Source organism: Streptosporangium sp. NPDC000509, assembly GCF_042898365.1.
Lineage (GTDB): Bacteria > Actinomycetota > Actinomycetes > Streptosporangiales > Streptosporangiaceae > Streptosporangium.
The window spans coordinates 258,124-282,730 of record NZ_JBIAYX010000002.1; the positions used below are offsets into that span (position 1 = coordinate 258,124).

Here is a 24,607-nt window from a genome sequence, read left to right on the forward strand (position 1 = left end):
GGATGACTTCGCAGAAGCCTGGCGCAGGGCTCGTAATACCGGTCTCGGATGTTGACCGCTGATCGCATCGGCCGCCTCATGACCATCCCCTGTAAACGATCATCTAGTCAGCCCCACGAATGTTCTTCCTGGAGAGGAACAGCAGGATCGTCGCGGCGACGTAGAGGAGCCAGACCACGATCGCCAGCCAGGCGGCCAGGTGCGAGTATCGCTCCAGGATTTCATCGGCCCGGAAAACCGACGTCGACCACAGGAAGAAACAGAGCAGCGTGTACGGTACGAGGCCCACCGCCATGGCGGCCCGCGTGCCCGGCGTCCCGCCTCGTCGCCATGCCAGAGCCGCCAGCGCCAGCGTGATCGCCCCTAGCATGGCGTAGGAGTACAGAAGCGTCTGGGCCTTGTCCAGCGCGAACTCGGTGTAGAAGCTCACCCCGTCACCGCCCTTCTCCTGTCTCTCCGACTCCGCCGCAAGGCCGGGCAGAAGAGCGAGGCCGACTCCCACAACCACCAGCTCGCACAGGCAAGCCGCCAGCAGGCACATGGAAGCACGTCCCGGAACCTTCAATCCCGCCCTCCCTCATCGCCGCCTTCTCCTGGGACCATGGCGGAACCTGCTTGCGAGGCGCTTGTGGGTCACAAGGAAATCCCGCCGAACCTTGATCGCGAACACGTCTCGAAACCAGGGCTTCGGCGTAGTGAGGATTCACCCGTTTGCTTGATCGGGGTTCCAGCTCACGCTCGGAGAGTGGGTGTGAGCCGTACGAGCGCGATCCAGAGGATTACTCCCCTGTGGGAATCAGGCCTCTCTGGCAGGCGGCCCACTCGGACGGGTCACCCAGCTTGATGTTGGTGCCGGCCACCGTGCACTGCCAAGTGGCCGGTGGGCCTCAGACTCCGACGACCTTCACGGTTTTCCCGCAGAGCCGGTACATGTCGTCCTCATCGGAGGTGACGACGATCACCGGCCTGACCGCACGCAGGGCGGTAGCGGCCACCACGGCATCGACGGCGCGCTTGTCACCATGCAGCCGGGCATCACGCATCCGAAGACCGGTACTCCTTGAAAAATCACTCCTCGGTCGGGGCCGGCCCGTCTGGCAGGTGGCTCACTTGGAGGGGTCACCTGGCGTGACGTTGGCGCCGTCGATGCCGCGGTGGCCGTCCGAGGACCTTGGACAGGTGCTGCCGGCCGCACCCGGATGGAGTACGGCCGGTGAAATCCAGGTCAGGCCTCGCCGGAGGTCAGTCCGACGGGGCAGCTCACACCGGTGCCGCCGATGCCGCAGTAGCCGCCGGGGTTCTTGTAGAGGTACTGCTGGTGATACTCCTCGGCAAGGTAGTAGGCACCCGCCGGGGCGATCTCGGTGGTGATGGGGCCGTAGCCCGACTCGGTGAGCACCTGCTGGTAGGCGTCACGCGAGGTGAGAGCCGACTTCTCCTGCTCGGGGGAGTTGAAGTAGATCGCCGAGCGATACTGCGTGCCGACGTCGTTGCCCTGGCGCATGCCCTGGGTGGGGTTGTGCGCCTCCCAGAAGACGCGCAGCAGCTCCTCGTACGACACCTTGGAGGGGTCGAAGACGACGCGGACGAGCTCGGTGTGACCGGTCTGGCCGCTGCAGACCTCCTCGTACGTCGGGTTCTGGGTGTAGCCACCCGCGTATCCGACCGAGGTGGAGATCACGCCCGGGGTCTGCCAGAAGATGCGCTCGGCGCCCCAGAAACAGCCGAGGCCGAAGTCGGCGATCTCGCTTCCCTCGGGGTACGGCGGGGCGAGCGGGGCGTCGAGGACGGCGTGCCGGCCGGGCACCATGATCGGTGTGGGGCGGCCCGGGATCGCGTTCTCCGGGGACACCATCGTCGTCTTGTCCTTGCCGAACAACCAGCCCATTGTGAACCTCCTCCTGACACGTTCTCACCAGGAGGCAACCACGGGCCACCCCTCCGTGTTCCCGTAAGGATCTCTTAACAGATAGAAAAGCACTACTAAATTGCGGTAAATAAAGTAAGGGGCGAAGATGGGCTACATGCCTGAAACACGCCGGGGAGTCCTGTACGGCATCGCCGCCTACAGCATGTGGGGACTGTTCCCGCTGTACTGGCCGCTCCTGAAGCCCTCCACCGCCCTGGAGATCCTCGCTCACCGTATCGCGTGGTCTCTCGTCGCCGTGGTCGCCATCCTGGCGGTACGACGCCACTGGTCCTGGTTCCGCGCGCTCCTGCGCACTCCGCGGAAGCTCGGCCTCCTCGTCCTGGCGGCGGCGATCATCACGGTCAACTGGGGCCTCTACATCTACGCCGTCAACAGCGGCAACGTGGTCGAAGGAGCGCTCGGCTACTTCATCAACCCGCTGGTCAGCGTGCTCTTCGGGGTGTTCCTGCTGAAGGAGCGGCTGCGAAGGTGGCAGTGGGTCGCGGTGGGACTGGGCACGGTGGCGGTGGTCATCCTCGCCTTCGACTACGGGCGTCCGCCGTGGATCGCGCTCGTGCTGGCCGCGAGCTTCGGCACGTACGGGCTGGTCAAGAAGACCGCCGGGGTGGGCGCGGCGGAGAGCATGACGGTCGAGACGCTGGTGCTGCTGCTGCCCGCGCTGGGCTACCTCGTCTATCTGGAGCAGCAGGGGACGAGCACGTTCGGCAACGCGGGAGCGGGCCACGCGTTGCTGCTGGCCGGGGCGGGTGTGGTCACCGCCGTCCCGCTGCTCTGCTTCACCGCCTCCGCGATCCGGATACCGCTCACCACGATCGGCCTGCTGCAGTACATCGCCCCGCTGCTGCAGTTCCTGTGCGGTGTGTTCGTCATGCGGGAGGTCATGCCGCCCAGTCGCTGGCTGGGATTCTGCGTCATCTGGCTGGCGCTGTCGATCTTCACCTGGGACAGCCTCAGGGCGGCCGCCCGGTCCCGCCGGACGGTCGCGGAATCCGTCCCGGCACGAGAGCCCGGGAGTGTGGAAAGCGTGGAAACCGTGCCACGGTGACCGGGGACGGTCAGGAGCCGCGTACCGCGAGGACGAGCGGGCTGAGCTCCGGGTCGACGTCGGCCTGTTCCAGGGCCGCGGCGAGCGAGCGCTCGTAGGTGGGCGTGGCCCCCGCCAGGCGGGTGCGCCCCTCATCGGTGATCACCGAGTAGACGCCGCGGCGGTCGTCCGAGCAGAGGTCACGCCGGGTCATCCCTGCCGATTCGAGGCGGGCGACGAGGCGGGTGACCGAGCTCTGGTTGAGTCCCACCGCCTCGGCGAGCTCCTGCATGCGCATGCAGCCGCCGGGAGCGGTGGCGAGCCGTCCCAGTGCGCGGTACTCCGACAGGCCGAGGCCGTGCCCGCGCTGGAGTGCCTTGGTCAACTCCGCCTCCACGCGAGCGTGCAAGAGTGCGAAACGGTCCCACGACATGGTGATTCCTCCTGGGGTGTTCCATCGGCAGGAGTCTACATGCACGTACATTATTTGCTTTCATCTGCAAGCAATATCGTGGAAGAGACACGAAAAAGCTCGGCCGAGCCAGCCGGTGATCATGCCTGCGGTGGCCCACCCGAACGTTTCACGAGGCGGTCACGCGGAGCGGGTGACCATGCCCGCGACAGCGGGCCCGAACGTTTCACGACGTGGTCACGCGGGGCGGGTGACCGGCCCCCGACGGGGTCGGGGGCCGGGCGGACAACTTCCCCACGTGGTCAGGACCAGGCCGAACGGCTCCCCGGCACGTGCCGGGCGACGGGACCGTGCCCCGGCCACACGATGGGCCGGACGTCAGCCGGACCGCTCCACCACGTAGTCGCACAGTGCCAGGTAGGCGGCGCGGGCCGGGATGTCGGGAAGGCCGTTGAGCGCCTCGCGGGCGCGGTCGGCCCAGGCGAGCAGCTCGGCGCGGGCACGCTCCATGGCGGGGTCGGCGCGGAGCAGGCGCAGGGCCTCCTCGATGTCCTCCTCCGCCACCGGACCGGCCAGCAGCTCGCGCAGGCGGGCGTTCTCGGGAGCGTCCGAGGCGAGGACGTAGAGCACCGGCAGGGTCCGGATGCCCTCGCGTAGGTCGGTTCCCGGCGTCTTGCCCGACTCGCCCGTCTCGGCGGCGACGTCGAGCAGGTCGTCACCGAGCTGCCAGGCGACCCCGATCGCCTCGCAGGCCTGGGTCAGCCGCTCGATGATCTCGGGCGGGGCACCGCTGAGCATCGCGCCCAACCGGCCGCCGGTGGCCACCAGCGAGCCGGTCTTGTCGGCCAGCACCCCGATGTAGTGGGCCACCGGGTCGTCACCGGGGCGCGGGCCGATGGTCTCGCGAATCTGGCCGCGCACCAGGCGGGAGAACGTCTGGGCCTGGATCCTGATGATGTCGGAGCCGAGGTCCGCGAGGATCTCCGACGCCTGGGCGAACAGGTAGTCGCCGGTCAGGATGGCCACGGTGTTGTTCCAGCGGGCGTTCGCCGAGGCGGAACCCCTGCGGACCGAGGCCTCGTCCATCACGTCGTCGTGATAGAGCGTCGCCAGGTGGGTCAGCTCGATCACCACGGCCCCCGGCACCACGCCCTCGGACTCCGGTGAGCCGAACTGGGCGGCGAGCAGGACCAGCATCGCCCGGAACCTCTTGCCGCCGGCCTCGATGAGGTGCTTGGACGCCTCCGTGACGAAGGCGTCCTCGCTCTGCACCGAGGACCGCAGCAGCTTCTCGACCTCCGCCAGTCCGGTAGCGAGGTCCTGCGCCAGCCGTTCGTCGACAAGCGGGAGATCAACAACCGGTGGCGCAGCCATGAAACGTTACTCCTCTAGCGAATGAACAGCGCGGACGCAGCCTTGTCCGCGAGATCGAGCACCGGCTGCGGGAAGACTCCGAGCACTACCGTAGCCGCTGCCGCGAGAGCGACCACCGCCGAGGTGCCCACCGTGGGAGCCGCGATGGACGGACCGTCGGCGGAGGGCTCGCTGAAGAACATCAGCACGATGACGCGGACGTAGAAGAACGCCGCGATCGCCGAACTGACCACACCCACGACGACCAGCGGCAGCGCGTCACCGGCGACCGCCGCGGAGAAAACGGCGTACTTGCCGAAGAAACCGCTGGTGAGCGGGATGCCGGCGAAGGCGAGCAGGAAGAAGGCGAAGATGCCCGCGAGCACCGGGGCGCGCTTGCCCAGACCGGCCCACCGGGACAGGTGCCCGGCCTCGCCTCCCGCGTCGCGGACCATGGTGACGACCGCGAAGGCGCCGACCGTGGTGAAGCCGTACGCGGCCAGGTAGAACAGGATCGCCGACAGGGCCTGCGCGTTCTGCTCGGCGGCGCCGACCGCGACGACGCCGGTGAGCAGGAAGCCGGCGTGCGCGATCGAGGAGTAGGCGAGCATCCGCTTGATCTCGGTCTGGGTGATCGCCAGGACCGCGCCGACGATCATCGTCAGGATCGCGACGCCCCACATGACCGGCTTCCAGTTCCACTCAAGACCCCCCAGAGCCACCCAGAAGACTCTGAGGACGGCACCGAAGGCCGCGACGAGCACGGTGGAGGCCATCAGAGCGGTGACCGCGGTGGGCGCGCCCTGGTAGACGTCAGGCTTCCACGCCTGGAACGGCGCGGCTCCGATCTTGAAGAGCAGACCGATGCCGAGCATCGCGGTACCGATCAGCAGCAGCGTCTCCTGGCCGCTGACCGCGCTGAGCGAGTCGCTGATGGCCCGCAGGTCCACCGACCCGGCGTAGCCGTAGACCAGGGCCATCCCGTACAGGAAGAAGGCCGAGGAGAACGCGCCGAGCAGGAAGTACTTGACCGACGCCTCCTGCGAGAGCAGGCGGCGACGACGGGCCAGGCCGCAGAGCAGGTACAGCGGCAGGGACAGGACCTCAAGCGCGACGAACATGACCAGCAGGTCGTTGGAGGCGGCGAAGAGCAGCATGCCGCCGACCGAGAACAGCAGCAGCGGATAGACCTCGGTCTGGGCGTGACCGCTGAGGATCGCCTCCTCCTCGTCGGGGCTTCCCGGCACCGCCGCCGCCTGCGCGACGAACTGGTCCTCGTCGTTGATCAGGAGCGTGCTGACCAGGGCGAGAACGAGGATGATGCCCCAGATGAACAGGGAGGGCCCGTCCACCGCGATGGAGCCCATCGCCGCCGGGGTGTCCGGCAGGCCGTTGACGGCGTTGAGCACCGTCATGAGGAACGCCCCGAGCAGGGCGAGCAGCGTGAGCGGCATGTGGATCGACTTGCGCAGGTAGCGGGGCGCGAACGCCTCGATCAGCACGCCGAGGATGGCGGCACCGAAGACGAGCAGCATCGGCGAGAGCAACGCGTACTCGATCATCGGGGCTTTGATGGTGCCGTTCACTCGCCGGCCCCCTTCTGGTCTGCCACGGCGGGGTTGGGCTGGTCGATCTTGACGCTGGTGAGCGTCTTGTCCACCGCGGGATTGATCACGTCGAGCACCGGCTTGGGGAAGAAGCCCAGGGCGAGGAGCATCGCGATCAGCGGGATCACCACGAACCTCTCGCGCCGGTCGAGGTCGGGCATGGCGTAGGTCCTCTTCGGGGAGTCGCCCTCGACCCGCACGGGCTCCTCACCCGAGGAGACCGGCCCCTTCACGGAGGAGGCGGCCACGGCGTACGCCGGGTTCGGAGCACCGGTCATCATGCGCTGGTACATCCACAGGATGTAGACGGCCGCGAGGACGACGCCGCTCGTCGCGATGATCGCCGGGATCGGGTAGCGCTCGTAGGTGCCGACCAGGACCATGAACTCGCTGACGAACGTGGACAGACCCGGCAGGGAGAGCCCGGAAAGACCGGCGATCAGGAAGGTGCCCGCGAGCAGCGGGGCGACCTTCTGCACGCCTCCGTAGTCGGCGATCTGACTGGAACCCCGGCGGTAGATCAGGAATCCGGCGATGAGGAACAGCGCGCCGGTCGAGAAGCCGTGGTTCACCATGTAGAGGGTGGCGCCCGCGCCCGCGTTCGCGGTCATCGCGAAGACACCCAATGCGATGAAGCCGAAGTGCGAGATCGAGGTGTAGGCGATCAGGCGCTTCATGTCGGTCTGGCCGATCGCCACGATCGCGCCGTAGACGATGCCCACGACCGCGAGCACGATCACCAGCGGGGTGAAGAACTTCGACGCCTCGGGGAACAGCTCCAGGCAGAAGCGGAGCATCCCGTACGTGCCGACCTTGTCCAGCACGCCCACCAGCAGCACCGCGGCACCGGCCGGGGCCTGCGCGGCGGCGTCGGGCAGCCAGGTGTGGAACGGCCACAGCGGCGCCTTCACCGCGAACGCGATGAAGAAGCCCGCGAAGAGCCACTTCTGCGTGGTCGGGTCCTGAACGACCCCGATCAGGTCGGGGAACATGAAGGTGTTCTTCCCGGCGACCACGTAGAGCGCGATCACCGCGACCAGCATGAGCAGGCCGCCGAAGAGCGAGTACAGCAGGAACTTCACGGCCGCGTAGGACCGCTGCGCCCCGCCGTACGACCCGATCATGAAGTACATCGGGATGAGCATGGCTTCGAAGAAGACGTAGAACAGGAAGACGTCGGTCGCCGCGAAGACGCCGATCATCATCGCTTCCAGCACCAGCAGCAGCGCGAAGTAGGTCTTCACCGACCGCTTGGGCGGTGCCGCGGCCCCCGAGCCGTCGGCGTCGTGCCAGGAGGCGAGGATCACGATCGGCACGAGCACCGCCGACAGCGCGATCAGCACCAGGGCGATGCCGTCGACGCCGACGCCGTAGTGGACGCCGAAGCTCGGGATCCACTCGTAGACCTCGGCGAACTGGAACCGCGTCCCGGAGTTCGGGCTGAACTGGGCCGCGATGGCGCCGGTGAGCAGCAGCACGACGAGCGAGACCACCAGGGCCAGCAGCTTGGCGAGCTTGTCACTCTTGACAAGGGAGACACCCACCGCGCCCAGCAGGGGCACGGCTATCAGGGTCGAGAGCCAGGGCATCACATGTTCCCTACGTAGAGCAGCGCGCCAACGACCACGGCGGCACCGAAGAGGATGGACAACGCGTAGGACCGCACGTAGCCGGTCTGGATGCGGCGCAGCCGCCCGGAGGTCCCGCCGATCCCCGCCGCCAGGCCGTTGACCAGGCCGTCGATGCCGCGGTTGTCGAAGAACACCGCGATGCGGGCCAGCCACTGGCCGGGGCGCATGAACAGCGCCTCGTTCAGCGCGTCGCCGTACAGGTCACGGCGGGCGAAGGTGGTGACGAACGAGCCGCGCGGGGCGACCCGGGGAACCTCGGCGGCGCCGTAGCGGAACCAGGCGAGCACGACACCGACGGCGACCAGCGCGAGCGTGGTCAGGCCGGGGACGCTGAAGGGGTGGAACACCGGCCAGTGCTCCGGCAGGGGCGCGCCCACCGCCGGGGCGAGGAACCTCATGAGCCGGTTGTCCAAGATCATGAAGGCGCCCAGGACGATCGAGCCGATCGAGAGCAGGATGAGCGGCACGGTCATCACCGAGGGCGACTCGTGCGGGTGCGCGTCGTCGGCCCAGCGCTTCTTGCCGAAGAAGGTCATGAAGACCATCCGCGACATGTAGAAGCCGGTGATGCCCGCGCCCAGCACCGCGAGCCAGCCCAGGATCGGGTCGTGGTGCATCGCCGTCTCGATGATGCCGTCCTTGGTGAAGTAACCGGACAGCAGCGGGAAGCCGATGATCGCGAGGTAGCCGACGATGAAGGTGGCCGCGGTGACCTTCATCACCGAGAACAGGCCACCGTACTTGCGCATGTCGACCTCGTCGTTCATGGCGTGCATCACCGAGCCCGCCCCGAGGAACATGTTGGCCTTGAAGAAGCCGTGCCCGATCAGGTGCGCGATGGCGAACGCGTAGCCGACGGGACCGAGGCCCGCGCCGAGCATCATGTAGCCGATCTGCGACATCGTCGAGCCCGCGAGGCCCTTCTTGATGTCGTCCTTGGCGCAACCGATGATCGCACCGGCGAGCAGCGTGGCCACACCGACGATCGTCACGACGAGCTGCGCGGTCGGGGCCGCCTCGAAGAACGCGCCGGAGCGGACGACCAGGTAGACACCCGCGGTGACCATGGTCGCGGCGTGGATGAGCGCCGAGACCGGGGTCGGGCCCTCCATCGCGTCCAGCAGCCACGACTGCAGCGGCAGCTGGGCCGACTTTCCGCAGGCGCCCAGGAGCAGCAGCAGGCCGATCGCGGTGATCGTGCCCTGCGAGACGCCGCCGGACTGAAGCGCCCCGTCCACGGTCTGGCCGGACAGCTCGCCGAAGGCAACCGTGCCGAACGTCGTGAAGATCGTGAAGATCGCGATCAGCAGGCCGAAGTCACCGACGCGGTTGACGATGAAGGCCTTCTTCGCCGCGGCCGCCGCCGAGGGCTTGAACTGCCAGAACCCGATGAGCAGGTACGAGGCGAGGCCCACGCCCTCCCATCCGATGAACAGGGCGACGTAGTTGTCGGCCAGCACCAGCAGGAGCATCGCCGCGACGAACAGGTTCAGGTACGCGAAGAACCTGCGCCGGTCCTGGTCGTGCGACATGTAGCCGATCGAGTAGATGTGGATCAGCGATCCCACACCGGTGATCAGCAGGGCGAAGCTGATCGACAGCGGGTCGATCAGCAGCCCCATGTCGGCGATGCCGGGGATGAACTGGTAGAGCGCGACGCCCTGGCGACGCTGTGCTTCGGGCAGGCCGAGGATCTCGACGAAGGCGGCGACCGCCACCACGAAGGCGGCCAGGGACATCGCGACGCCGAGGAGGTGCCCCCAGCGGTCGGTGCGACGCCCGCCCAGCAACAGGACCGCGGCGCCGAGCAGCGGGAGGGCGATCATGAGCCAGGAGACTCCGATCACGCCCCCGGAATGCTGGATGATCTCAGCGGGTTCCACGGCCACCTCTTAGTACTTCAGCAGGTTGGCGTCGTCCACCGACGCGGACCTGCGGGTTCGGAAGATCATCACGATGATGGCGAGGCCGACGACGACCTCGGCCGCGGCCACCACCATCACGAAGAACGCGATGATCTGGCCGTCCAGGTTGCCATGCTGTCTGGCGAAGGTGACGAACGCGAGGTTGCAGGCGTTGAGCATGAGCTCCACGCACATGAACACCACGATCGCGTTGCGCCGCACCAGCACACCGACGGCGCCGATCGCGAACAGCAGCGCGGAGAGCACCAGATAGTGAGTCGTCACTTGCCGTCCTCCTGCTGGAGTGCCGCGTCCCTCACATGGACGGGCTCGTCGCCCGAGTCGGAGTCACGGCCCTGCGCCGCCTCCTTCTCCAGGACCTGCTTGATGAGCGCCGCCTTCTCCGGGTCGGTCGGCTCGAAGCCCTCCGCGACCTGCCGGGCGAGCACCCGGTTGACGGACTTCTCCGAGACCGTGCCGTCGGGCAGCAGGGCCGGCATGTCGATCGCGTTGTGCAGCGCGTAGGTGCCGGGCCCCGGCAGCGGCGAGGGCTGCGGGCCGGCGAAGCGGGCGCGGGCCAGGTCACGCTGGGTGGCCTTGGGCCGGATGCGCTCGCGGTGCGCCAGCACCATCGCGCCGAGCGCGGCGGTGATCAGCAGCGCCGAGGTGGCCTCGAAGGCGAAGACGTATCTGGTGAAGATGAGCTCCGCCAGACCGGGCACGTTGCCGCCCGCCGCCTGCACGGCCGCGTCGAGGCCGGCGGGCGGAGCGTAGACGGCGTTGCCGACGCCCAGGGCGAGCAGCACCGCGAAGCTCAGGCCCGCGACGGACGCCCACAGGCGCTGTCCCCTGATCGTCTCGACCAGTGAGTCGGCGGAGTCGACGCCGACGAGCATCAGGACGAACAGGAAGAGCATCATGACCGCGCCGGTGTAGACGATGATCTGCACCGCGGCGAGGAAGGGTGCCTCCTGGACGGCGTACAGCACGGCGAGCGACAGCATGACGACGCCCAGCATCAGCGCCGAGTAGACCGCCCTGCGGCTGAAGACGAGCCCGAGGGCGGCCCCCACCGAGACGACCGCGAGAACCCAGAACGTGATGGTCTCACCCATTGTTGCGTCCCAGCCGGTAGTAGTCCTCTTCGTTCTCGCCGAGACGCATGGGGTGCGGCGGGATCTCCATGCCGGGACCGAGCGGCGCGAGCAGCATCTCCTTGGTGTAGATCAGGCTCTCACGGCTGGTGTCGGCGAGGTCGTACTCGTTGGTCATCGTGAGCGCCCGTGTCGGGCACGCCTCGATGCACAGGCCGCACAGGATGCACCGCAGATAGTTGATCTGGTAGGTGCGCCCGTAGCGCTCACCCGGCGAGAACCGCTCCTCGTCGGTGTTGTCCGCGCCCTCGACGAAGATCGCGTCGGCCGGGCACGCCCAGGCGCACAGCTCGCAGCCGACGCACTTCTCCAGGCCGTCGGGCCAGCGGTTGAGCTGGTGCCGGCCGTGGAAGCGTGGCGCCGTGGGCCGCTGCTCCTCGGGATAGTTGACCGTCTCGACCTTCTTGAACATCGTGTGGAAGGTCACGCCGAACCCCTTGATGGGGTTCAGCCAATCAGTTGCTCCCACTGGGAACCTCCTTGCGCGCTACACCGTGGTAGTGCGGCAGGTCGAGCGGCGGCACCGGGAAGCCACCCGCGGACGGCTCGGCTTGGAGTTGCTCGAACTCGGCCTCGACCTGGGCGGCCTTGGCCTCCTTGCGCTTCTGCAGCACGCTGTCGAAGCGCCACCAGATCCCGAGGCAGGCGATCATCACGACCGCGGCCAGGATGAGCACGAGCGAGCGGTCGGTGCCCTCCAGCTGCAGGGCCCGCACCGTGGCGACGAGCATGATCCAGGCCAGGTTGACCGGGATGAGGATCTTCCAGCCGAGGGCCATCAGCTGGTCGTACCTGACGCGCGGCAACGAGGCCCGGCACCAGACGAAGAAGGAGAAGACCAGCACCATCTTGAGGAAGAACCACAGCAGCGGCCACCAGCCGGTGTTGGCCCCGTCCCACATCGAGATCGGCCACGGGGCCCGCCAGCCGCCCATGAACAGGGTGATGGAGACCGCGGAGACCACGAAGACGTTGACGTACTCGGCGAGCATGATGACCGCGAACTTCAACGAGTTGGAGTATTCGGTCTGGAAGCCGCCGACCAGTTCGCCCTCACCCTCGGGCAGGTCGAAGGGGACCCGGTTCGTCTCGCCCAGCATCGTGATGATGTAGATCAGGAAGGACGGGATCAGCAGGACCATGTACCAGGAGGGCATCGGGATCTCCAGGCCGAAGAGCGGGAACACCCCGCCCGACGCCTGCTTCGCGACGATCTCCGAGGTGGAGAGGGTCCCGGCGAACAGGAAGACGCCCACGAACGACAGGCCCATCGCGATCTCGTACGAGACCACCTGGGCGCTGGCCCGCAGGCCGCCGAGCATCGAGTAGGGGGAGCGCGAGCCCCAGCCCGCCAGCACGATGCCGTACACGCCGATCGAGGCCATCGCGAGCACCAGCAGCACCGCGACCGGCAGGTCGGTGAGCTGCAGCGGCGTCTGCACCCCGAACATCGAGACCATCGGGCCCATCGGGATGACGGAGAAGGCCATGAAGGCCGGGACCGCCAGGACGACCGGGGCGATGAAGTAGATCACCTTGTCGACGGTCCTGGGCATCAGGTCTTCCTTCAGCCCCATCTTGAGACCGTCGGCCACCGACTGGAGCAACCCGAACTTGCCCGCCCGGTTGGGGCCGTACCGGTTCTGCATGCGGGAGATGAGCTTGCGCTCGAACCACACGCCGAACAGCACGCCCAGCATCAGGACGATGAAGATGACGACGGCCTTGATGATGCTGATCCAGAGCGGGTCCTTGCCGAAGTCGGCGAGGGTCGGATCGGCCGCTAGAAGAGTCCGGGCATTCATTACCGCTCCTCGTTGGCTTCGCCGGCGGCACGTGCCTCGCCGGCCGTGGTGCCGGTGGCACGCTCGTCGGGTCCGGTGCCCGCGACGGTGCTCGCCGAGCCCGGCGTGACCGGGCTCGCCGCGGCGGGCGCGACGGCGGCGTCTCCTGCGGACACGGGGCCTGGCGAGGAGGCGCCGATCCTGACGACGTCACCGGCGACGGCGCGCAGGTCCCGGGTGACCGAGCGGCCCGCGGAGTTGGCGGGCAGCCACACCACCCGGTCGGGCAGGTCCGCGATCCGGAAGGGCAGGCTCATCGAGCCGCGCTCGCCGGTGACGACGATCTCGCCGCCGTCGACCAAGCCGGACTCGGCCGCGGTCGACTCCGACACCAGCGCGTACGCCGGGCGGGCGGTGCCCGCCAGGTACGGCTCTCCGGCCTGCAGGCGACCGTCGTCGAGCAGCAGGTGCCAGCTGGCCAGGACGGCCTCTCCCACGGCCGGCCTGGCCGCGGTCCGGCCGGCCGCGTCGGGGGCGGCGGCCCTGGGGCCGCGCCACGCGCCGATCGCGCCGAGCTCGCGGCGGGCGGCGGCCGGGTCGGGCAGGCCGAGGTGCACGTCCATCGCGTCGGCGATGGCGGAGACGACCCGCAGGTCACTCATGATCCCCGGAACCGGGATCGCCTCGGCGAAGGTGCGCCCGCGTCCCTCCCAGTCGACGAAGGTGCCCGACTTCTCGGCCACCACGGCGACGGGGAGCACCACGTCGGCGCGGTCGGTGACCGCGCTGGCGCGCTGCTCCAGGCTCACGATGAACGGGGTGTTCTCCAGGGCGAGCAGTGCGGCCTGCGGCGCCGGCAGGTCGTAGGGGTCGACACCGGCGACGACGAGGGCGTCGATCTGGCCGTCGAGCGCCGCCGCCAGCATTGCGGTGGTGTCGCGGCCCTCCCCCTCGGGCAGGGAGGCGACGTTCCAGGCCCTCGCCACCTCGGCGCGGGCGGTCTCGTCGCCGACCGGGCGGCCGATCGGCAGCAGGTTCGGCAGCGCACCGGCCTCGATCGCGCCGCGCTCACCGGCGCGGCGCGGGATCCAGGCCAGCCGGGCGCCGGTGGAGTCGGCGAGCCGCAGCAGCGCGGAAAGCGCGCCCGGCACGGTGGCGAGCCGCTCACCGGCGAGGATGATCGCGCCCGGCTGCCTGATCGCCTCGGCGGCGATCGCGTCCACGGTGGCCAGGTCGTCCAGCACGGCGGTCTCGGTGCCCGGCACCGCCGGGATGAGGGTGCCGCCCATCTTCGCGAGGCCGGGACCGGCGAACGGAGCGACCGAGAAGACCTTCAGGCCCTTCTTCCGTGCCGCCTTGCGCAGGCGCAGGAAGACGATCGGCGACTCCTCGTCGGGCTCGAACCCGGCCAGGAGCACCGCGGGCGCCTTTTCCAGGTCGGCGTAGCGGACCTCGATGCCCCGGCCGGCGACGGCGTGCGCCAGGAACCGCGCCTCCTCCTCGGAGTGCGGCCTGGCGCGGAAGTCGACGTCGTTCGTGCCGAGGGCGATCCGGGCGAACTTCGCGTACCCATACGCCTCCTCGACGGTGAGGCGACCGCCGACCAGCACGCCCGCGCGTCCGCGTGCCGCGGACAGGCCCTTGGCGGCCGCGGCGAACGCCTCGGGCCAGGAGGCGGGGACCAGGCGTCCCTCCTCGTCACGGACGAGGGGGGTCTTCAGCCGGTCGGGCTGGGTGGCGTAGGTGAAGGCCCAGCGACCCTTGTCGCAGTTCCACTCCTCGTTCACCTCGGGGTCGTCCCCGGCGAGGCGGCGGGTGACCTTGCCGCGCCGGTGGTCGGTGCGCAGCGAGCAGCCGCTCGCGCAGTGCTCGCAGGCGCTGGGCGTGGAGACCAGGTCGAACGGGCGGGCCTGGAAGCGGTACGCGGCACCGGTGAGCGCGCCCACCGGGCAGATCTGCACGGTGTTGCCGGAGAAGTAGGACTCGAACGGGCGGCCGTCGGCGGTGGCGACCTGCTCCTTGGCGCCGCGCTCGAAGAAGTCGATGAGCGGGTCGCCGGCGATCTCGTCGGAGAAGCGGATGCAGCGTGCGCACTGGACGCAGCGCTCGCGGTCGAGCAGCACCTCCGAGGAGAGCGCGACCGGCTTCTCGAAGATCCGCTTCTTCTCGACGAAGCGGCTCTCGCCCTGGCCGTTGGACATCGCCTGGTTCTGCAGCGGGCACTCGCCGCCCTTGTCGCAGACCGGGCAGTCGAGCGGGTGGTTCAGGAGCAGCAGCTCCATCACGCCGCGCTGCGCCTTCTCGGCGACCGGGGAGGTGAGCTGGGTCTGCACGACCATGCCCTCGGCGACCTCGATCGCGCAGGAGGGCTGCGGCTTGGGGAAGCCGCGGCCGTTGCCGGCGTCGGGGATGTCCACCAGGCACTGGCGGCAGTTGGCGGCCGGCTCCAGCAGCGGGTGGTCGCAGAACCGGGGGATCTGGATGCCGAGCAGCTCGGCGGCCCGGATGATGAGCGTGCCCTTCGGGACGCTCACCTGGAAGCCGTCGATGGTGACGGTGACCAGGTTCACCGGCGCCTGCTGCTCCGGGGTGGTTTCGACGGTCATGGCGTCTCCTCCGTCGGCCTGGTGACCGAGACGGTGCTGTGCTTGCCGGTTGCCTGGATCCGCGCGCTCACTGGGCACCCCACACCGTGGACGGGGCGTGATCGAACGGGCAGCCGCCGATCTCGAAGTGCTTGAGGTATTCGTCGCGGAAGTGCTTCACCGACGAGTGGATGGGGCTGGTGGCACCGTCGCCCAGGGCGCAGAAGGAGCGTCCCAGGATGTTGTCGGCGATGTCGGTGATCGTGGTCAGGTCCTCTTCGGTGCCCTGACCCTTCTCCAGCCGCTTGAGCACCTGCTTGAGCCAGAAGGTGCCCTCCCGGCAGGGGGTGCACTTGCCGCACGACTCGTGCGCGTAGAACTCCGTCCAGCGGAGCACCGCGCGCACCACGCAGGTGGTCTCGTCGAAGATCTGCAGGGCCCGGGTGCCGAGCATCGAGCCCTTCGCCCCGACGGACTCGAAGTCCAGCGGGACGTCGAGGTGCTCGTCGGTGAAGATCGGGGTGCTCGACCCGCCGGGGGTCCAGAACTTGAGCCGGTGTCCCTCGCGGATGCCGCCGGACATCTCCAGCAGCTCGCGCAGCGTGATGCCGAGCGGGGCCTCGTACTGGCCGGGCCTGGTCACGTGGCCGCTCAGCGAGAAGATGCCGAAGCCCTTGGACTTCTCCGTGCCCATCCCGGCGAACCAGTCGGCGCCGTTGGCGATGATGGAGGGAACACTCGCGACCGACTCGACGTTGTTGACGACGGTCGGCGAGGCGTACAGGCCCGCCACGGCGGGGAAGGGGGGCTTGAGCCGAGGTTGGCCGCGATAGCCCTCCAGCGAGTCGAGCAGCGCCGTCTCCTCGCCGCAGATGTAGGCGCCGGCGCCGCTGTGCACGACCAGCTCCAGGTCGAAGCCGGAGCCGAACAGGTCGGTGCCGAGGTGGCCCTTGGCGTACGCCTCGGCCACGGCCGCCTGCAGGCGGCGCACCACGTGCAGCACCTCGCCGCGCACGTAGATGAAGGCGTGGTTGGCCCGGATCGCGTACGCGGTGATGATGACGCCCTCGACGAGCGCGTGCGGGTTCGCCATCATCAGCGGGATGTCCTTGCACGTGCCCGGCTCGGACTCGTCGGCGTTCACCACCAGATAGTGCGGCTTGCCGTCCCCCTGGGGGATGAAGCCCCACTTCATGCCGGTGGGGAAGCCCGCGCCGCCTCGGCCGCGCAGTCCGGAGTCCTTGACGGCCTGGATGACGGCGTCGGGGTCCATGCCCAGCGCCTTCTTGGCCGCCGAGTAGTCGCCGTAGCCCTCCAGGGTGAAGGAGTTGGGCTGGTCCCAGTTCGCGGTGAGAACCGGGGTGAGAGTGGTCACTTCGTCTCCTCGCCTGACAGCCCGTCGCTCCGTGACGAGGCCGCGCCGTGCCTGTCGGCACGCTCGTTACGCCCGCACGCGCCGGTCTGACCGGCACGTCCGCTCGTGGTGGCTCCGCTGCGTGTCACGCTCACGCCTCCGGAGCCTTCCATCCGTTCGCCTTCGCGATCTTCAGGCCCTCCAGGGAGGCGCCCTTCGCCGAAGGGCCGTCGCCGGCCAGGCCGTCGGGCAGGCCCGCGAGCACCCGGGAGGCCTCCTTGAACGTGCAGAGCTTCTTCGGACCCCGGGTCGGGGAGAGTTCCTTGCCGTCCCTGAGGTCGTCGACGAGCTGCTTGGCCGACGCCGGGGTCTGGTTGTCGAAGAACTCCCAGTTGACCATCATCACCGGGGCGAAGTCGCAGGCGGCGTTGCACTCCAGCCGCTCCAGCGAGACCTTGCCGTCGGGGGTCGTCTCGTCGTGGCCGATGCCGGTGTGCTCGGACAGCTCGTCCCAGATCTGGTCGCCGCCCATCACCGCGCAGAGCGTGTTGATGCACACGCCCACGTGGTACTGGCCCATCGGCCTGCGCTTGTACATCGTGTAGAAGGTGGAGACGCCGACGACCTCGGCCTTGCTCAGGCCGAGGATCTCGGCGCAGAACTCGTGGCCGTCGTCGGAGACGTAGCCGTCCTCGGACTGCACCAGGTGCAGCAGGGGCAGCAGGGCCGACCGCGGCTTCGGGTAGCGGCCGATGATCTCCTTGGCGTCGCGCTCCAGGCGCTCCCGCACTTCCGGCGCGTACCCCTTGGACACGGTCGCGCTCACCTCCTCGCCGCCCGCGCGGGCGGCCTCGTTCGAGGGCTCGCCGCCCAGGGCGGTGGTCGTCCCGAGGGCGCTCTCGCCCGTCAGGCCGGTGCCCGTGCTCGCGTCGACCTTCTCGTGCGCCGGCCGGCTGTCCGTACCCTTGCTGGAACTCATCGGTCGACACCTCCCATCACCGGGTCGATCGAGGCCACCGCCGAGATGACGTCGGCGACCATGCCGCCCTCGCACGTCACGGGCATGGCCTGCAGGTTCGTGAAGGACGGGTCGCGGAAGTGTACGCGGTAGGGGCGGGTACCGCCGTCGCTGACCACGTGGGCGCCGAGCTCGCCCCGGGGCGACTCGACGGCGGCGTACGCCTGCCCCGCCGGGACCCGGAAGCCCTCGGTCACCAGCTTGAAGTGGTGGATCAGCGCCTCCATGGAGCCGCTCATGATGTGCGCGATGTGGTCGGGCGAGTTGCCCAGGCCGTCGGGGCCGAGCGCGAGCTGCGCGGGCCAGCCGATCTTCTTGTCGTCGACCATCACCCGGCCGTTCTTGAGCGGCCCGGAGAGGCGGTCGAGAGCCTGCTCGATGATCTTGAGCGACTCCTCCATCTCGGCGACCCGTACCAGGTAGCGGCCGTAGACGTCGGCGGTCTTCTCGGTCGGGACGTCGAACTCGTAGGTCTCGTAGCCGCAGTAGGGCTGCGACTTGCGCAGGTCCCACGGCAGTCCCGCGGCCCGCAGCATCGGGCCGGTGACGCCCAGCGCCATGCAGCCGGTGAGGTCGAGGTAGGCGATGTCCTTGGTGCGGGCCAGGTAGACCGGGTTCGCGTCCAGCATCTTGCGCATGTCCTTGATGCGCCCCGGCATGACCTTGAGCAGCTCGCCGACCTTGTCGACGGCGCCCGCGGGCAGGTCGACGGAGACGCCGCCCGGCCTGACGTAGGCCATGTTCATCCGCAGGCCGGTGATGTACTCCATCACGTCGAGCACCATCTCGCGCTCGCGCGACCCGAACAGGAACGGCGTGGTCGCGCCCAGTTCCATGCCGAAGGTGCCGATCGCCACCATGTGCGAGGAGATCCGGGTGAGCTCCATCATCATCACGCGGATCGCCTGGGCCCGCTCGGGAACCCGGTCGGTGATGCCGAGCAGCCGCTCGACGCCCATGCAGTAGGCGGTCTCGTTGAAGATCGGCGCCAGGTAGTCCATCCGGGTGACGAACGTGGTGCCCTGGGTCCACGTCCGGTATTCGAGGTTCTTCTCGATGCCGGTGTGCAGGTAGCCGATGACCGTGCGGGCCTCGGTGACCGTCTCGCCGTCCAGGTTCAGGACCAGGCGGAGCACGCCGTGCGTGGACGGGTGCTGGGGGCCCATGTTGATGACGAGCTGCTGGTCCTGCTGGCCGGAGAGGCTCTCGACCAGCTCGCTCCAGTCGTTGCCCGAGACGGTGTAGACCTTGCCTTCGGTGGCCTCGTCGTACGCGTCGTACGGGCCGTTCCCGACGGTCTCCTTCGTCTCCTGGTGGGGGACGCTCATGTGTAGGACCTCCTCTGGTCCGGCGCGGGGATCTCGGCGCCGCGGTACTCGACCGGGATTCCGCCGAGCGGGTAGTCCTTGCGCTGGGGGTGACCGTCCCAGTCGTCGGGCATCATGATCCGGGTCAGCGCCGGGTGCCCGTCGAAGACGATGCCGAAGAAGTCCCAGGTCTCGCGCTCGTGCCAGTCGTGCGTCGGGTAGACGGAGACCGTGGAGGGGATGTGCCGGTCGTCGTCGGGGCAGGAGACCTCGACGCGCAGACGGCGGTTGTGGGTGATCGAGCACAGGTGGATCACCGCGTGCAGCTCCTGGCCCTCCAGGTGGGGGTAGTGCACGCCGGAGACGCCGAGCGAGAGCTCGAAGCGCAGGGCGGGGTCGTCGCGCAGGGTCTTCATGACGTCGAGCAGGCGCTCACGCCTGACGTGGAAGGTCAGCTCGCCGCGGTCGACGACCACGCGCTCGACGGCGTCGCCGAGGTCGCCGCCGAGGGCGCGCTCCAGTTCGTCGGCGACGGTGTCGAAGTAACCGCCGTACGGGCGGGGGCTGGACAGTTCGGGCTTGCGCCGCACGACGAGGCGGCCGTAGCCCGAGGTGTCACCGGTGCCCGAGGCGCCGAACATGCCCAGGTGGGCGATCGGCTCCTTCGGCACCTCGGGGAGGTTCTCGGTGGGTTCGCTCGTCATTTCTTGGCGCTCCCCTGGTCGATCAGCGGCAGCGTCCGCAGGGCCTGCAGTTCGAGCTCGTCGATCTGCTTGGCGCGGTGCGCGCCGAACTTCATGTTCTGGATCTTGTCGTGCAGCTTGACGATCGCGTCGATGAGCATCTCGGGGCGCGGCGGGCAGCCGGGCAGGTAGATGTCGACGGGGACGACGTGGTCGACGCCCTGCACGATCGCGTAGTTGTTGAACATGCCGCCGCTGGAGGCGCAGACGCCCATCGCGATGACCCACTTGGGCTCGGCCATCTGGTCGTAGATCTGGCGCAGCACCGGGGCCATCTTCTGCGAGAGCCGCCCCGCGACGATCATCAGGTCGGCCTGGCGCGGAGACGCCGAGGCGCGCTCCATGCCGAAGCGCGCCAGGTCGTGCTTGGGACCGCCGGTGGACATCAGCTCGATGGCGCAGCACGCGAGGCCGAACGTCGCCGGCCAGACGGAGTTCTTGCGCGCCCAGCCGGCCACCTGCTCGACCGTGCTGAGCATGAACCCGCTCGGAAGTTTCTCTTCAAGACCCATATCTAGTCCCAGTCCAGACCCTTGCGGCGCCACACGTACGCGTAGGCCACGAGCACGGTGACGATGAACAGCAGCATCTCGACCAACCCGAAGATCCCGAGCTTGTCGAACGCGACCGCCCACGGATAGAGGAAGATGATCTCGATGTCGAACACGATGAACAACATCGCGGTGACCATGTACTTCAGCGGGAAGCGTCCTCCGCCCACCGGCTGGGGCGTCGGCTCGATGCCGCATTCGTAGGCGTCGAGCTTCGCGCGGTTCCAGCGCTTGGGACCGGTGAAGGGGGCGATCGTCACCGAGAAGACCGCAAATCCCGCCGCGAGCACGGCGAGCACCAGGATGGGTGCGTACAACTCCATCGCTACGCCTCCTCTCCCATCTCCACGCGCGCCGGCGCGTAGCTCTGCGTTGTGGTGTATTTCGAAAGTCTAGGCAAAGCGATCATCGCCCACGGCTCCAGGTGCTCGGCACTCGTCGACCTCATGCCGGTGGCGCCACCTTCGACAGGGCGTTGATGATGCGGTCGGACGCGTCACCTCGCCGGTCGGTGAGATTAGCAAGGAGCTTGAGCGCGAACCGCATCAGGTGGGGGTGTGGCAACGCGTGACGCGTGGCGAAGTTCATCACCCCGCGATGCCCGATCAGCTCCACGAACCCCCTGCCGAGGGTGAAGTAACCACCGTATGCGTCTTTCAGCCTCTGGGGGTAAGCGCGCAGCACGCGCTCCCGCTGCGCGGGGGTGACCCTGCCGAGCGCCTGGACGATCGTCTCGGCGGCGATGTGGCCGCTCTCCATCGCGTACGCGATGCCCTCGCCGTTGAACGGGTTGATCATCCCGCCCGCGTCGCCCACCAGCACCAGGCCCCGCGTGTAGTGCGGCTGGCGGTTGAAGGCCATCGGCAGCGCGGCGCCCCTGATGGGGGTCGTCATGTTCTCCTCGACGTAGCCCCACTCGGGGGGCATCCCCTTCACCCAGCGCTTGAGCAGGTCGCGGTAGTCCATGCCCTTGAAGGACTCGCTGGTGTTCAGCAGTCCGAGGCCCACGTTGGAGGTGCCGTCGCCGACGCCGAAGATCCAGCCGTAGCCGGGCAGCAGGGTGTCGCCGTCCCACAGCTCCAGCCAGGTCTCCAGGTAGTCGTCGTCGTGGCGGGGGCTCTCGAAGTATGTCCGCACCGCGACGCCCATCGGGCGGTCCTCGCGCTTGTGCAGCCCCATCGCGAGGGAGACGCGGGTGGAGTTGCCGTCGGCGGCGACCACCAGCCGCGAGCGGTAGACGACCTCCTCGCCGTCCCGCTTCGCGACGACGCCGGCGACGTGCCCGCTGCGCTCGTCGAGGATCGGGGCGGTGACGTTCACCCCCTGCAGCAGGCGGGCGCCCGCCTTGACCGCGTTGGCGGCGAGGATCTCGTCGAAGTCCTGGCGGGTGCGGACCAGCCCGAAGTCGGGGAAACTCGACAGCTCGGGCCAGTCGAGCTCGAAGCGCATCCCGCCGCCGACCACGCGCAGGCCCTTGTTGCGGACCCAGCCGGGGGCGTCGATGTCGATCCCCATCGCGATGAGCCGTTTCACCGCCCGGGGGGTCAGCCCGTCGCCGCAGACTTTCTCACGGGGGAAGGTGGTCTTCTCGAGCAGCAGGACGTCGAGCCCGGCCTGCGCGAGATGGAAAGCGGTTGTCGAACCGGCGGGCCCGGCGCCGACGACGATGACGTCGGCGTCAGCCTCAGCGACTTTCCGCTGTGTGGCGGCTGGCACGGTCACGGGACCTGTCCTGTCCTACACGCTGTGGGGGCCTCGGGGTAAGGGGCCTTTCGTTCCTTTGTGAAGGTCTTCACAAACTTGTCGCGCCGAAGTCTAACGCCTTCGGAGGGCAAAGTGTCAGGCGGGTGTCGCCATCGCCTGAGAAAGTCAGGAGGGCTTGTACGCACGGTGGAGGGCCACGATCCCCATCGTCAGGTTACGCCAGGCCACGCGCTCCCAGCCCGCCCCCTGAATGATCTTCGCCAGCCCCGCCTGGTCCGGCCAGGCCCTGATCGACTCCGCCAGATACTCGTAGGAGTCGTCGTTGGAGCCGAAGAGCTTCGCGGCGCGCGGCATCAGCTTCATCAGGTACTGCGAGTACACGAGATCGAAGGATTTCGGCGTCGGGTGTGAAAATTCCAGGATCACCAGCCGCGCGCCCGGCCTCGCCACCCGGTACATCTCGCGCAGCGCCTGGCCGGTGTCGTGCACGTTGCGCAGCGCCGTGGAGATCGTCACCGCGTCGAAGACCTCGTCGGCGAAGGGGAGCCGCAGCGCGTCGCCCGCGACGAAGCTGACCCCCCGCACGCCCCCTCCGTGGATGCCGGAGCCGCCCCTGCGCCGCACCCCGGTGCTCAGCATGCCGAGCGAGAAGTCGGAGGCGATGGCGCGGGCGCCCAGCGTGGTGAACGCGTCGGTGGACGTGCCGGTGCCCGCGCCGAGGTCGAGGACCAGCTCACCGGGGCCCGCGTCGACGGCCGCCGCGGCGGCCTTGCGCCACAGCCGGACCTGCCCCAGGGAGATAACGTCGTTGACAAGGTCGTACCGCCTGGCCGTGCGATCGAACATCGCGGCGACCTCGTGCGGCTGCTTGTCCAGAGAAGCGCGCGTCATGCCTCCCACCCTAGGGCCGCCCCGACAATCCACGGAAAGTAGTCATTCCATTACCGTCGGCATGCTAAAAATTGTCAAATGTTTGCCAGAGCCACTTACGCGCTGGTCGCGGCCCTCACCCTGCTCCCCACGCTCCCAGCCGGGGTGGCCGTCGCCGGCACCACGAAGCACGGCGGGGTCGTCTCGGCCGATCCGGTGGACACCACTCCCCACGTGCTCGACGGGATCGTGAACGCCATCGCGCTGGTGGACGGCACGGTGGTGGTCGGCGGCTCGTTCGGCGAGGTGCGCGAGGCCGGGAGCGCGACGGTGCTGCCGCGCGCCAACCTCTTCGCGTACGAGCTGGCCACCGGCCGGGTGCTGCCCGGCTTCGCGCCACGCCTGGACCGGCCGGTTCTGGCGCTGGCGGCGGGGGTCCGCGGCACCGTCTACGCGGGCGGGCGGTTCACGAGGACCGGCGGGACCCAGACGCGGGGCCTGGTCCTGCTCCGGCTCTCCGACGGCTCGCCGGTCTCCCACTTCGGCGCCCAGGTGCGCGGCGGCGCGGTCACCGGCCTGGCCAGGCTCGGACGCCACCTCTACGCGGGCGGCGACTTCACCCACGTCGGCTCCGTCGCCCGTACGGCACTGGCGAGACTCGACGCCGTCACCGGCGCGGCCGACCCGTCCTTCACGATCGAGCCCGGCGCGCCCAGGGGCGGCAGGACGAGGATCCACGCGATGGCCCTCGGCCACGGCAGGCTCGCGGTCGCCGGCGACTTCACCACCCTGGGCGGCCTGCCGCGCGCCCAGCTCGGCCTCATCTCCGTCGCCCCACCCGGCCTCGTCGCGCCGAACGCCGCCGCACCCGACGGTTCGTCGCCCGGCCTCGCCCCCTCCCCCGCCACGGTCGCGCCGTGGCGGACCGACGCCTACCGGGGCCGGTGCATGGCCGACTTCCCCGGCTATCTGCGGGGGGTGGACCTCGCCCCCGACGGGAGCTATCTCGTCGTCGTCACGACCGGCGGGCCCGGAGGTCCGGACAGGATGTGCGACACCGCCGCCCGCTTCGAGACCGGCGCGCGCGGCGCGGTGAAGCCGACCTGGGTGAACCACACCGGGGGCGACTCGCTGTACTCGGTGGCGGCGACGGGGGCGGCCGTCTACGTCGGCGGGCACCAGCGCTGGCTGAACAATCCGGACGGACGCGACTCCGCGGGCCCGGGGGCGGTGGCGCGGCCGGGAATCGGCGCGATCCATCCGCGCACCGGCAGGGCCCTGACATGGAACCCCACCCGAGACCGCGGAATCGGGGTCAAGGCATTCCTCGCGCATCCGGGCGGATTACTGGTTGGTAGTGACACAACCCGCCTTGGTCACGAGTACCATGCCCGGGTCGGCATGTTCCCGTTGCCGATCACTCCCGGTTCTTAGTGATTCGCTCGCTCACCGCGTCCCTCTGCTTCGAGAGCAGGACGTAACTGGCCACACCGCTGACCAGGAATGCGGCGATCAGGAGAACCAGGGGCTGGCGCAGGCCGAGGATATAGAGCACTCCCAGGCTCACGGCCAGCAGGCCGATCCTGGACGCGGTGTAAACGATGACAGGATGCACAGCGTCGAGGCTACGTCACTCCGCCCAACCGGTCGCGATCGCGGTGGCCCTACGGGTAACT

The 24,607-nt window shown here is 69.0% G+C and carries 24 protein-coding genes; 2 read left to right on the forward strand and 22 right to left on the reverse strand.

Translation table 11 applies throughout. From position 1 onward, the window contains the following. Positions 1-103: 103 nt before the first annotated feature. The 3 genes from ACFY3D_RS04670 to msrA all read right to left on the reverse strand — a co-directional run bounded on the left by ACFY3D_RS04670 (position 104) and on the right by msrA (position 1,888). A complete protein-coding gene (locus tag ACFY3D_RS04670) occupies positions 104-565 on the reverse strand; it encodes a hypothetical protein (protein WP_389974923.1) in 462 nt (153 codons plus the stop codon). Between the two features lie 322 nt (positions 566-887). After that, positions 888-1,043 (reverse strand): hypothetical protein, encoded by a 156-nt coding sequence (locus ACFY3D_RS04675; protein ID WP_389974926.1) that lies wholly within the window; start codon positions 1,041-1,043, stop codon positions 888-890. Positions 1,044-1,225: 182 nt separating this feature from the next. Further along, complete coding sequence (gene msrA / locus ACFY3D_RS04680) at positions 1,226-1,888, reverse strand: peptide-methionine (S)-S-oxide reductase MsrA (protein WP_362896814.1); 663 nt, start codon at positions 1,886-1,888, stop codon at positions 1,226-1,228. 136 nt (positions 1,889-2,024) lie between these two features. Here msrA and rarD point away from each other — a divergent pair, with 136 nt between their 5' ends. Next, a complete protein-coding gene (rarD, locus tag ACFY3D_RS04685) occupies positions 2,025-2,975 on the forward strand; it encodes an EamA family transporter RarD (RefSeq protein ID WP_389974929.1) in 951 nt (316 codons plus the stop codon). A gap of 10 nt (positions 2,976-2,985) precedes the next feature. On the opposite strand, the gene ACFY3D_RS04690 is transcribed toward rarD, so the two are convergent. The 18 genes from ACFY3D_RS04690 to ACFY3D_RS04775 form a co-directional block, all read right to left on the reverse strand. After that, the gene (locus ACFY3D_RS04690) at positions 2,986-3,339 is read right to left on the reverse strand and encodes a MarR family winged helix-turn-helix transcriptional regulator (RefSeq protein ID WP_389974932.1); all 354 of its coding nucleotides are present in this window, start codon (positions 3,337-3,339) and stop codon (positions 2,986-2,988) included. 405 nt (positions 3,340-3,744) lie between these two features. Beyond that, positions 3,745-4,740, reverse strand: coding sequence for a polyprenyl synthetase family protein (locus tag ACFY3D_RS04695; protein WP_389974935.1), 996 nt, complete (start codon positions 4,738-4,740; stop codon positions 3,745-3,747). Positions 4,741-4,754: 14 nt separating this feature from the next. After that, a complete protein-coding gene (gene nuoN / locus ACFY3D_RS04700; RefSeq protein ID WP_389974938.1) occupies positions 4,755-6,305 on the reverse strand; it encodes an NADH-quinone oxidoreductase subunit NuoN in 1,551 nt (516 codons plus the stop codon). Continuing rightward, positions 6,302-7,915 carry an NADH-quinone oxidoreductase subunit M gene (locus ACFY3D_RS04705; RefSeq protein ID WP_389974941.1) on the reverse strand — a complete coding sequence of 538 codons (1,614 nt, stop codon included), beginning with the start codon at positions 7,913-7,915 and terminating at the stop codon, positions 6,302-6,304. Before ACFY3D_RS04705 ends, nuoN begins: the two co-directional genes overlap by 4 nt. Next, positions 7,915-9,783 (reverse strand): NADH-quinone oxidoreductase subunit L, encoded by a 1,869-nt coding sequence (nuoL, locus tag ACFY3D_RS04710; RefSeq protein ID WP_389975633.1) that lies wholly within the window; start codon positions 9,781-9,783, stop codon positions 7,915-7,917. The genes ACFY3D_RS04705 and nuoL overlap by 1 nt, the downstream gene beginning before the upstream one ends. 66 nt (positions 9,784-9,849) lie before the next feature. Beyond that, entirely contained in the window at positions 9,850-10,146 is a 297-nt protein-coding gene (gene nuoK / locus ACFY3D_RS04715; RefSeq protein ID WP_350942636.1) for an NADH-quinone oxidoreductase subunit NuoK, read from the reverse strand. Then, positions 10,143-10,976, reverse strand: coding sequence for an NADH-quinone oxidoreductase subunit J (locus ACFY3D_RS04720; RefSeq protein WP_389974944.1), 834 nt, complete (start codon positions 10,974-10,976; stop codon positions 10,143-10,145). The genes nuoK and ACFY3D_RS04720 overlap by 4 nt, the downstream gene beginning before the upstream one ends. Further along, entirely contained in the window at positions 10,969-11,484 is a 516-nt protein-coding gene (nuoI, locus tag ACFY3D_RS04725) for an NADH-quinone oxidoreductase subunit NuoI (protein WP_350942633.1), read from the reverse strand. The genes ACFY3D_RS04720 and nuoI overlap by 8 nt, the downstream gene beginning before the upstream one ends. Beyond that, entirely contained in the window at positions 11,471-12,820 is a 1,350-nt protein-coding gene (gene nuoH / locus ACFY3D_RS04730) for an NADH-quinone oxidoreductase subunit NuoH (protein ID WP_362896821.1), read from the reverse strand. The genes nuoI and nuoH overlap by 14 nt, the downstream gene beginning before the upstream one ends. Beyond that, on the reverse strand, positions 12,820-15,405 hold the full coding sequence (locus ACFY3D_RS04735) for an NADH-quinone oxidoreductase subunit G (protein ID WP_389974947.1): 2,586 nt from the start codon (positions 15,403-15,405) through the stop codon (positions 12,820-12,822). Before ACFY3D_RS04735 ends, nuoH begins: the two co-directional genes overlap by 1 nt. A gap of 67 nt (positions 15,406-15,472) precedes the next feature. Then, positions 15,473-16,759 carry an NADH-quinone oxidoreductase subunit NuoF gene (gene nuoF, locus ACFY3D_RS04740; protein WP_350942628.1) on the reverse strand — a complete coding sequence of 429 codons (1,287 nt, stop codon included), beginning with the start codon at positions 16,757-16,759 and terminating at the stop codon, positions 15,473-15,475. A gap of 130 nt (positions 16,760-16,889) precedes the next feature. Continuing rightward, positions 16,890-17,564, reverse strand: coding sequence for an NADH-quinone oxidoreductase subunit NuoE (gene nuoE / locus ACFY3D_RS04745; protein ID WP_386202398.1), 675 nt, complete (start codon positions 17,562-17,564; stop codon positions 16,890-16,892). 149 nt (positions 17,565-17,713) lie between these two features. Further along, positions 17,714-19,084: an NADH-quinone oxidoreductase subunit D gene (locus ACFY3D_RS04750; RefSeq protein ID WP_389974951.1), complete on the reverse strand. Its 1,371-nt coding sequence runs from the start codon at positions 19,082-19,084 to the stop codon at positions 17,714-17,716. Then, positions 19,081-19,767: an NADH-quinone oxidoreductase subunit C gene (locus ACFY3D_RS04755; RefSeq protein ID WP_362923889.1), complete on the reverse strand. Its 687-nt coding sequence runs from the start codon at positions 19,765-19,767 to the stop codon at positions 19,081-19,083. The genes ACFY3D_RS04750 and ACFY3D_RS04755 overlap by 4 nt, the downstream gene beginning before the upstream one ends. Then, positions 19,764-20,318, reverse strand: coding sequence for an NADH-quinone oxidoreductase subunit B family protein (locus ACFY3D_RS04760; protein WP_350942624.1), 555 nt, complete (start codon positions 20,316-20,318; stop codon positions 19,764-19,766). The genes ACFY3D_RS04755 and ACFY3D_RS04760 overlap by 4 nt, the downstream gene beginning before the upstream one ends. Positions 20,319-20,320: 2 nt before the next feature. Then, positions 20,321-20,680, reverse strand: coding sequence for an NADH-quinone oxidoreductase subunit A (locus ACFY3D_RS04765; protein ID WP_362896825.1), 360 nt, complete (start codon positions 20,678-20,680; stop codon positions 20,321-20,323). Positions 20,681-20,801: 121 nt separating this feature from the next. Next, positions 20,802-22,079 carry a geranylgeranyl reductase family protein gene (locus ACFY3D_RS04770; protein ID WP_389974956.1) on the reverse strand — a complete coding sequence of 426 codons (1,278 nt, stop codon included), beginning with the start codon at positions 22,077-22,079 and terminating at the stop codon, positions 20,802-20,804. 147 nt (positions 22,080-22,226) lie between these two features. Next, entirely contained in the window at positions 22,227-22,952 is a 726-nt protein-coding gene (locus ACFY3D_RS04775) for a demethylmenaquinone methyltransferase (protein WP_350942621.1), read from the reverse strand. Positions 22,953-23,030: 78 nt separating this feature from the next. Between ACFY3D_RS04775 and ACFY3D_RS04780 the strand changes: the two genes are divergently transcribed. Next, on the forward strand, positions 23,031-24,365 hold the full coding sequence (locus tag ACFY3D_RS04780) for a hypothetical protein (RefSeq protein ID WP_389974959.1): 1,335 nt from the start codon (positions 23,031-23,033) through the stop codon (positions 24,363-24,365). On the opposite strand, the gene ACFY3D_RS04785 is transcribed toward ACFY3D_RS04780, so the two are convergent. Beyond that, positions 24,349-24,546, reverse strand: coding sequence for a DUF4229 domain-containing protein (locus ACFY3D_RS04785; RefSeq protein WP_350942619.1), 198 nt, complete (start codon positions 24,544-24,546; stop codon positions 24,349-24,351). The genes ACFY3D_RS04780 and ACFY3D_RS04785 overlap by 17 nt on opposite strands. Positions 24,547-24,607 lie beyond the last annotated feature (61 nt).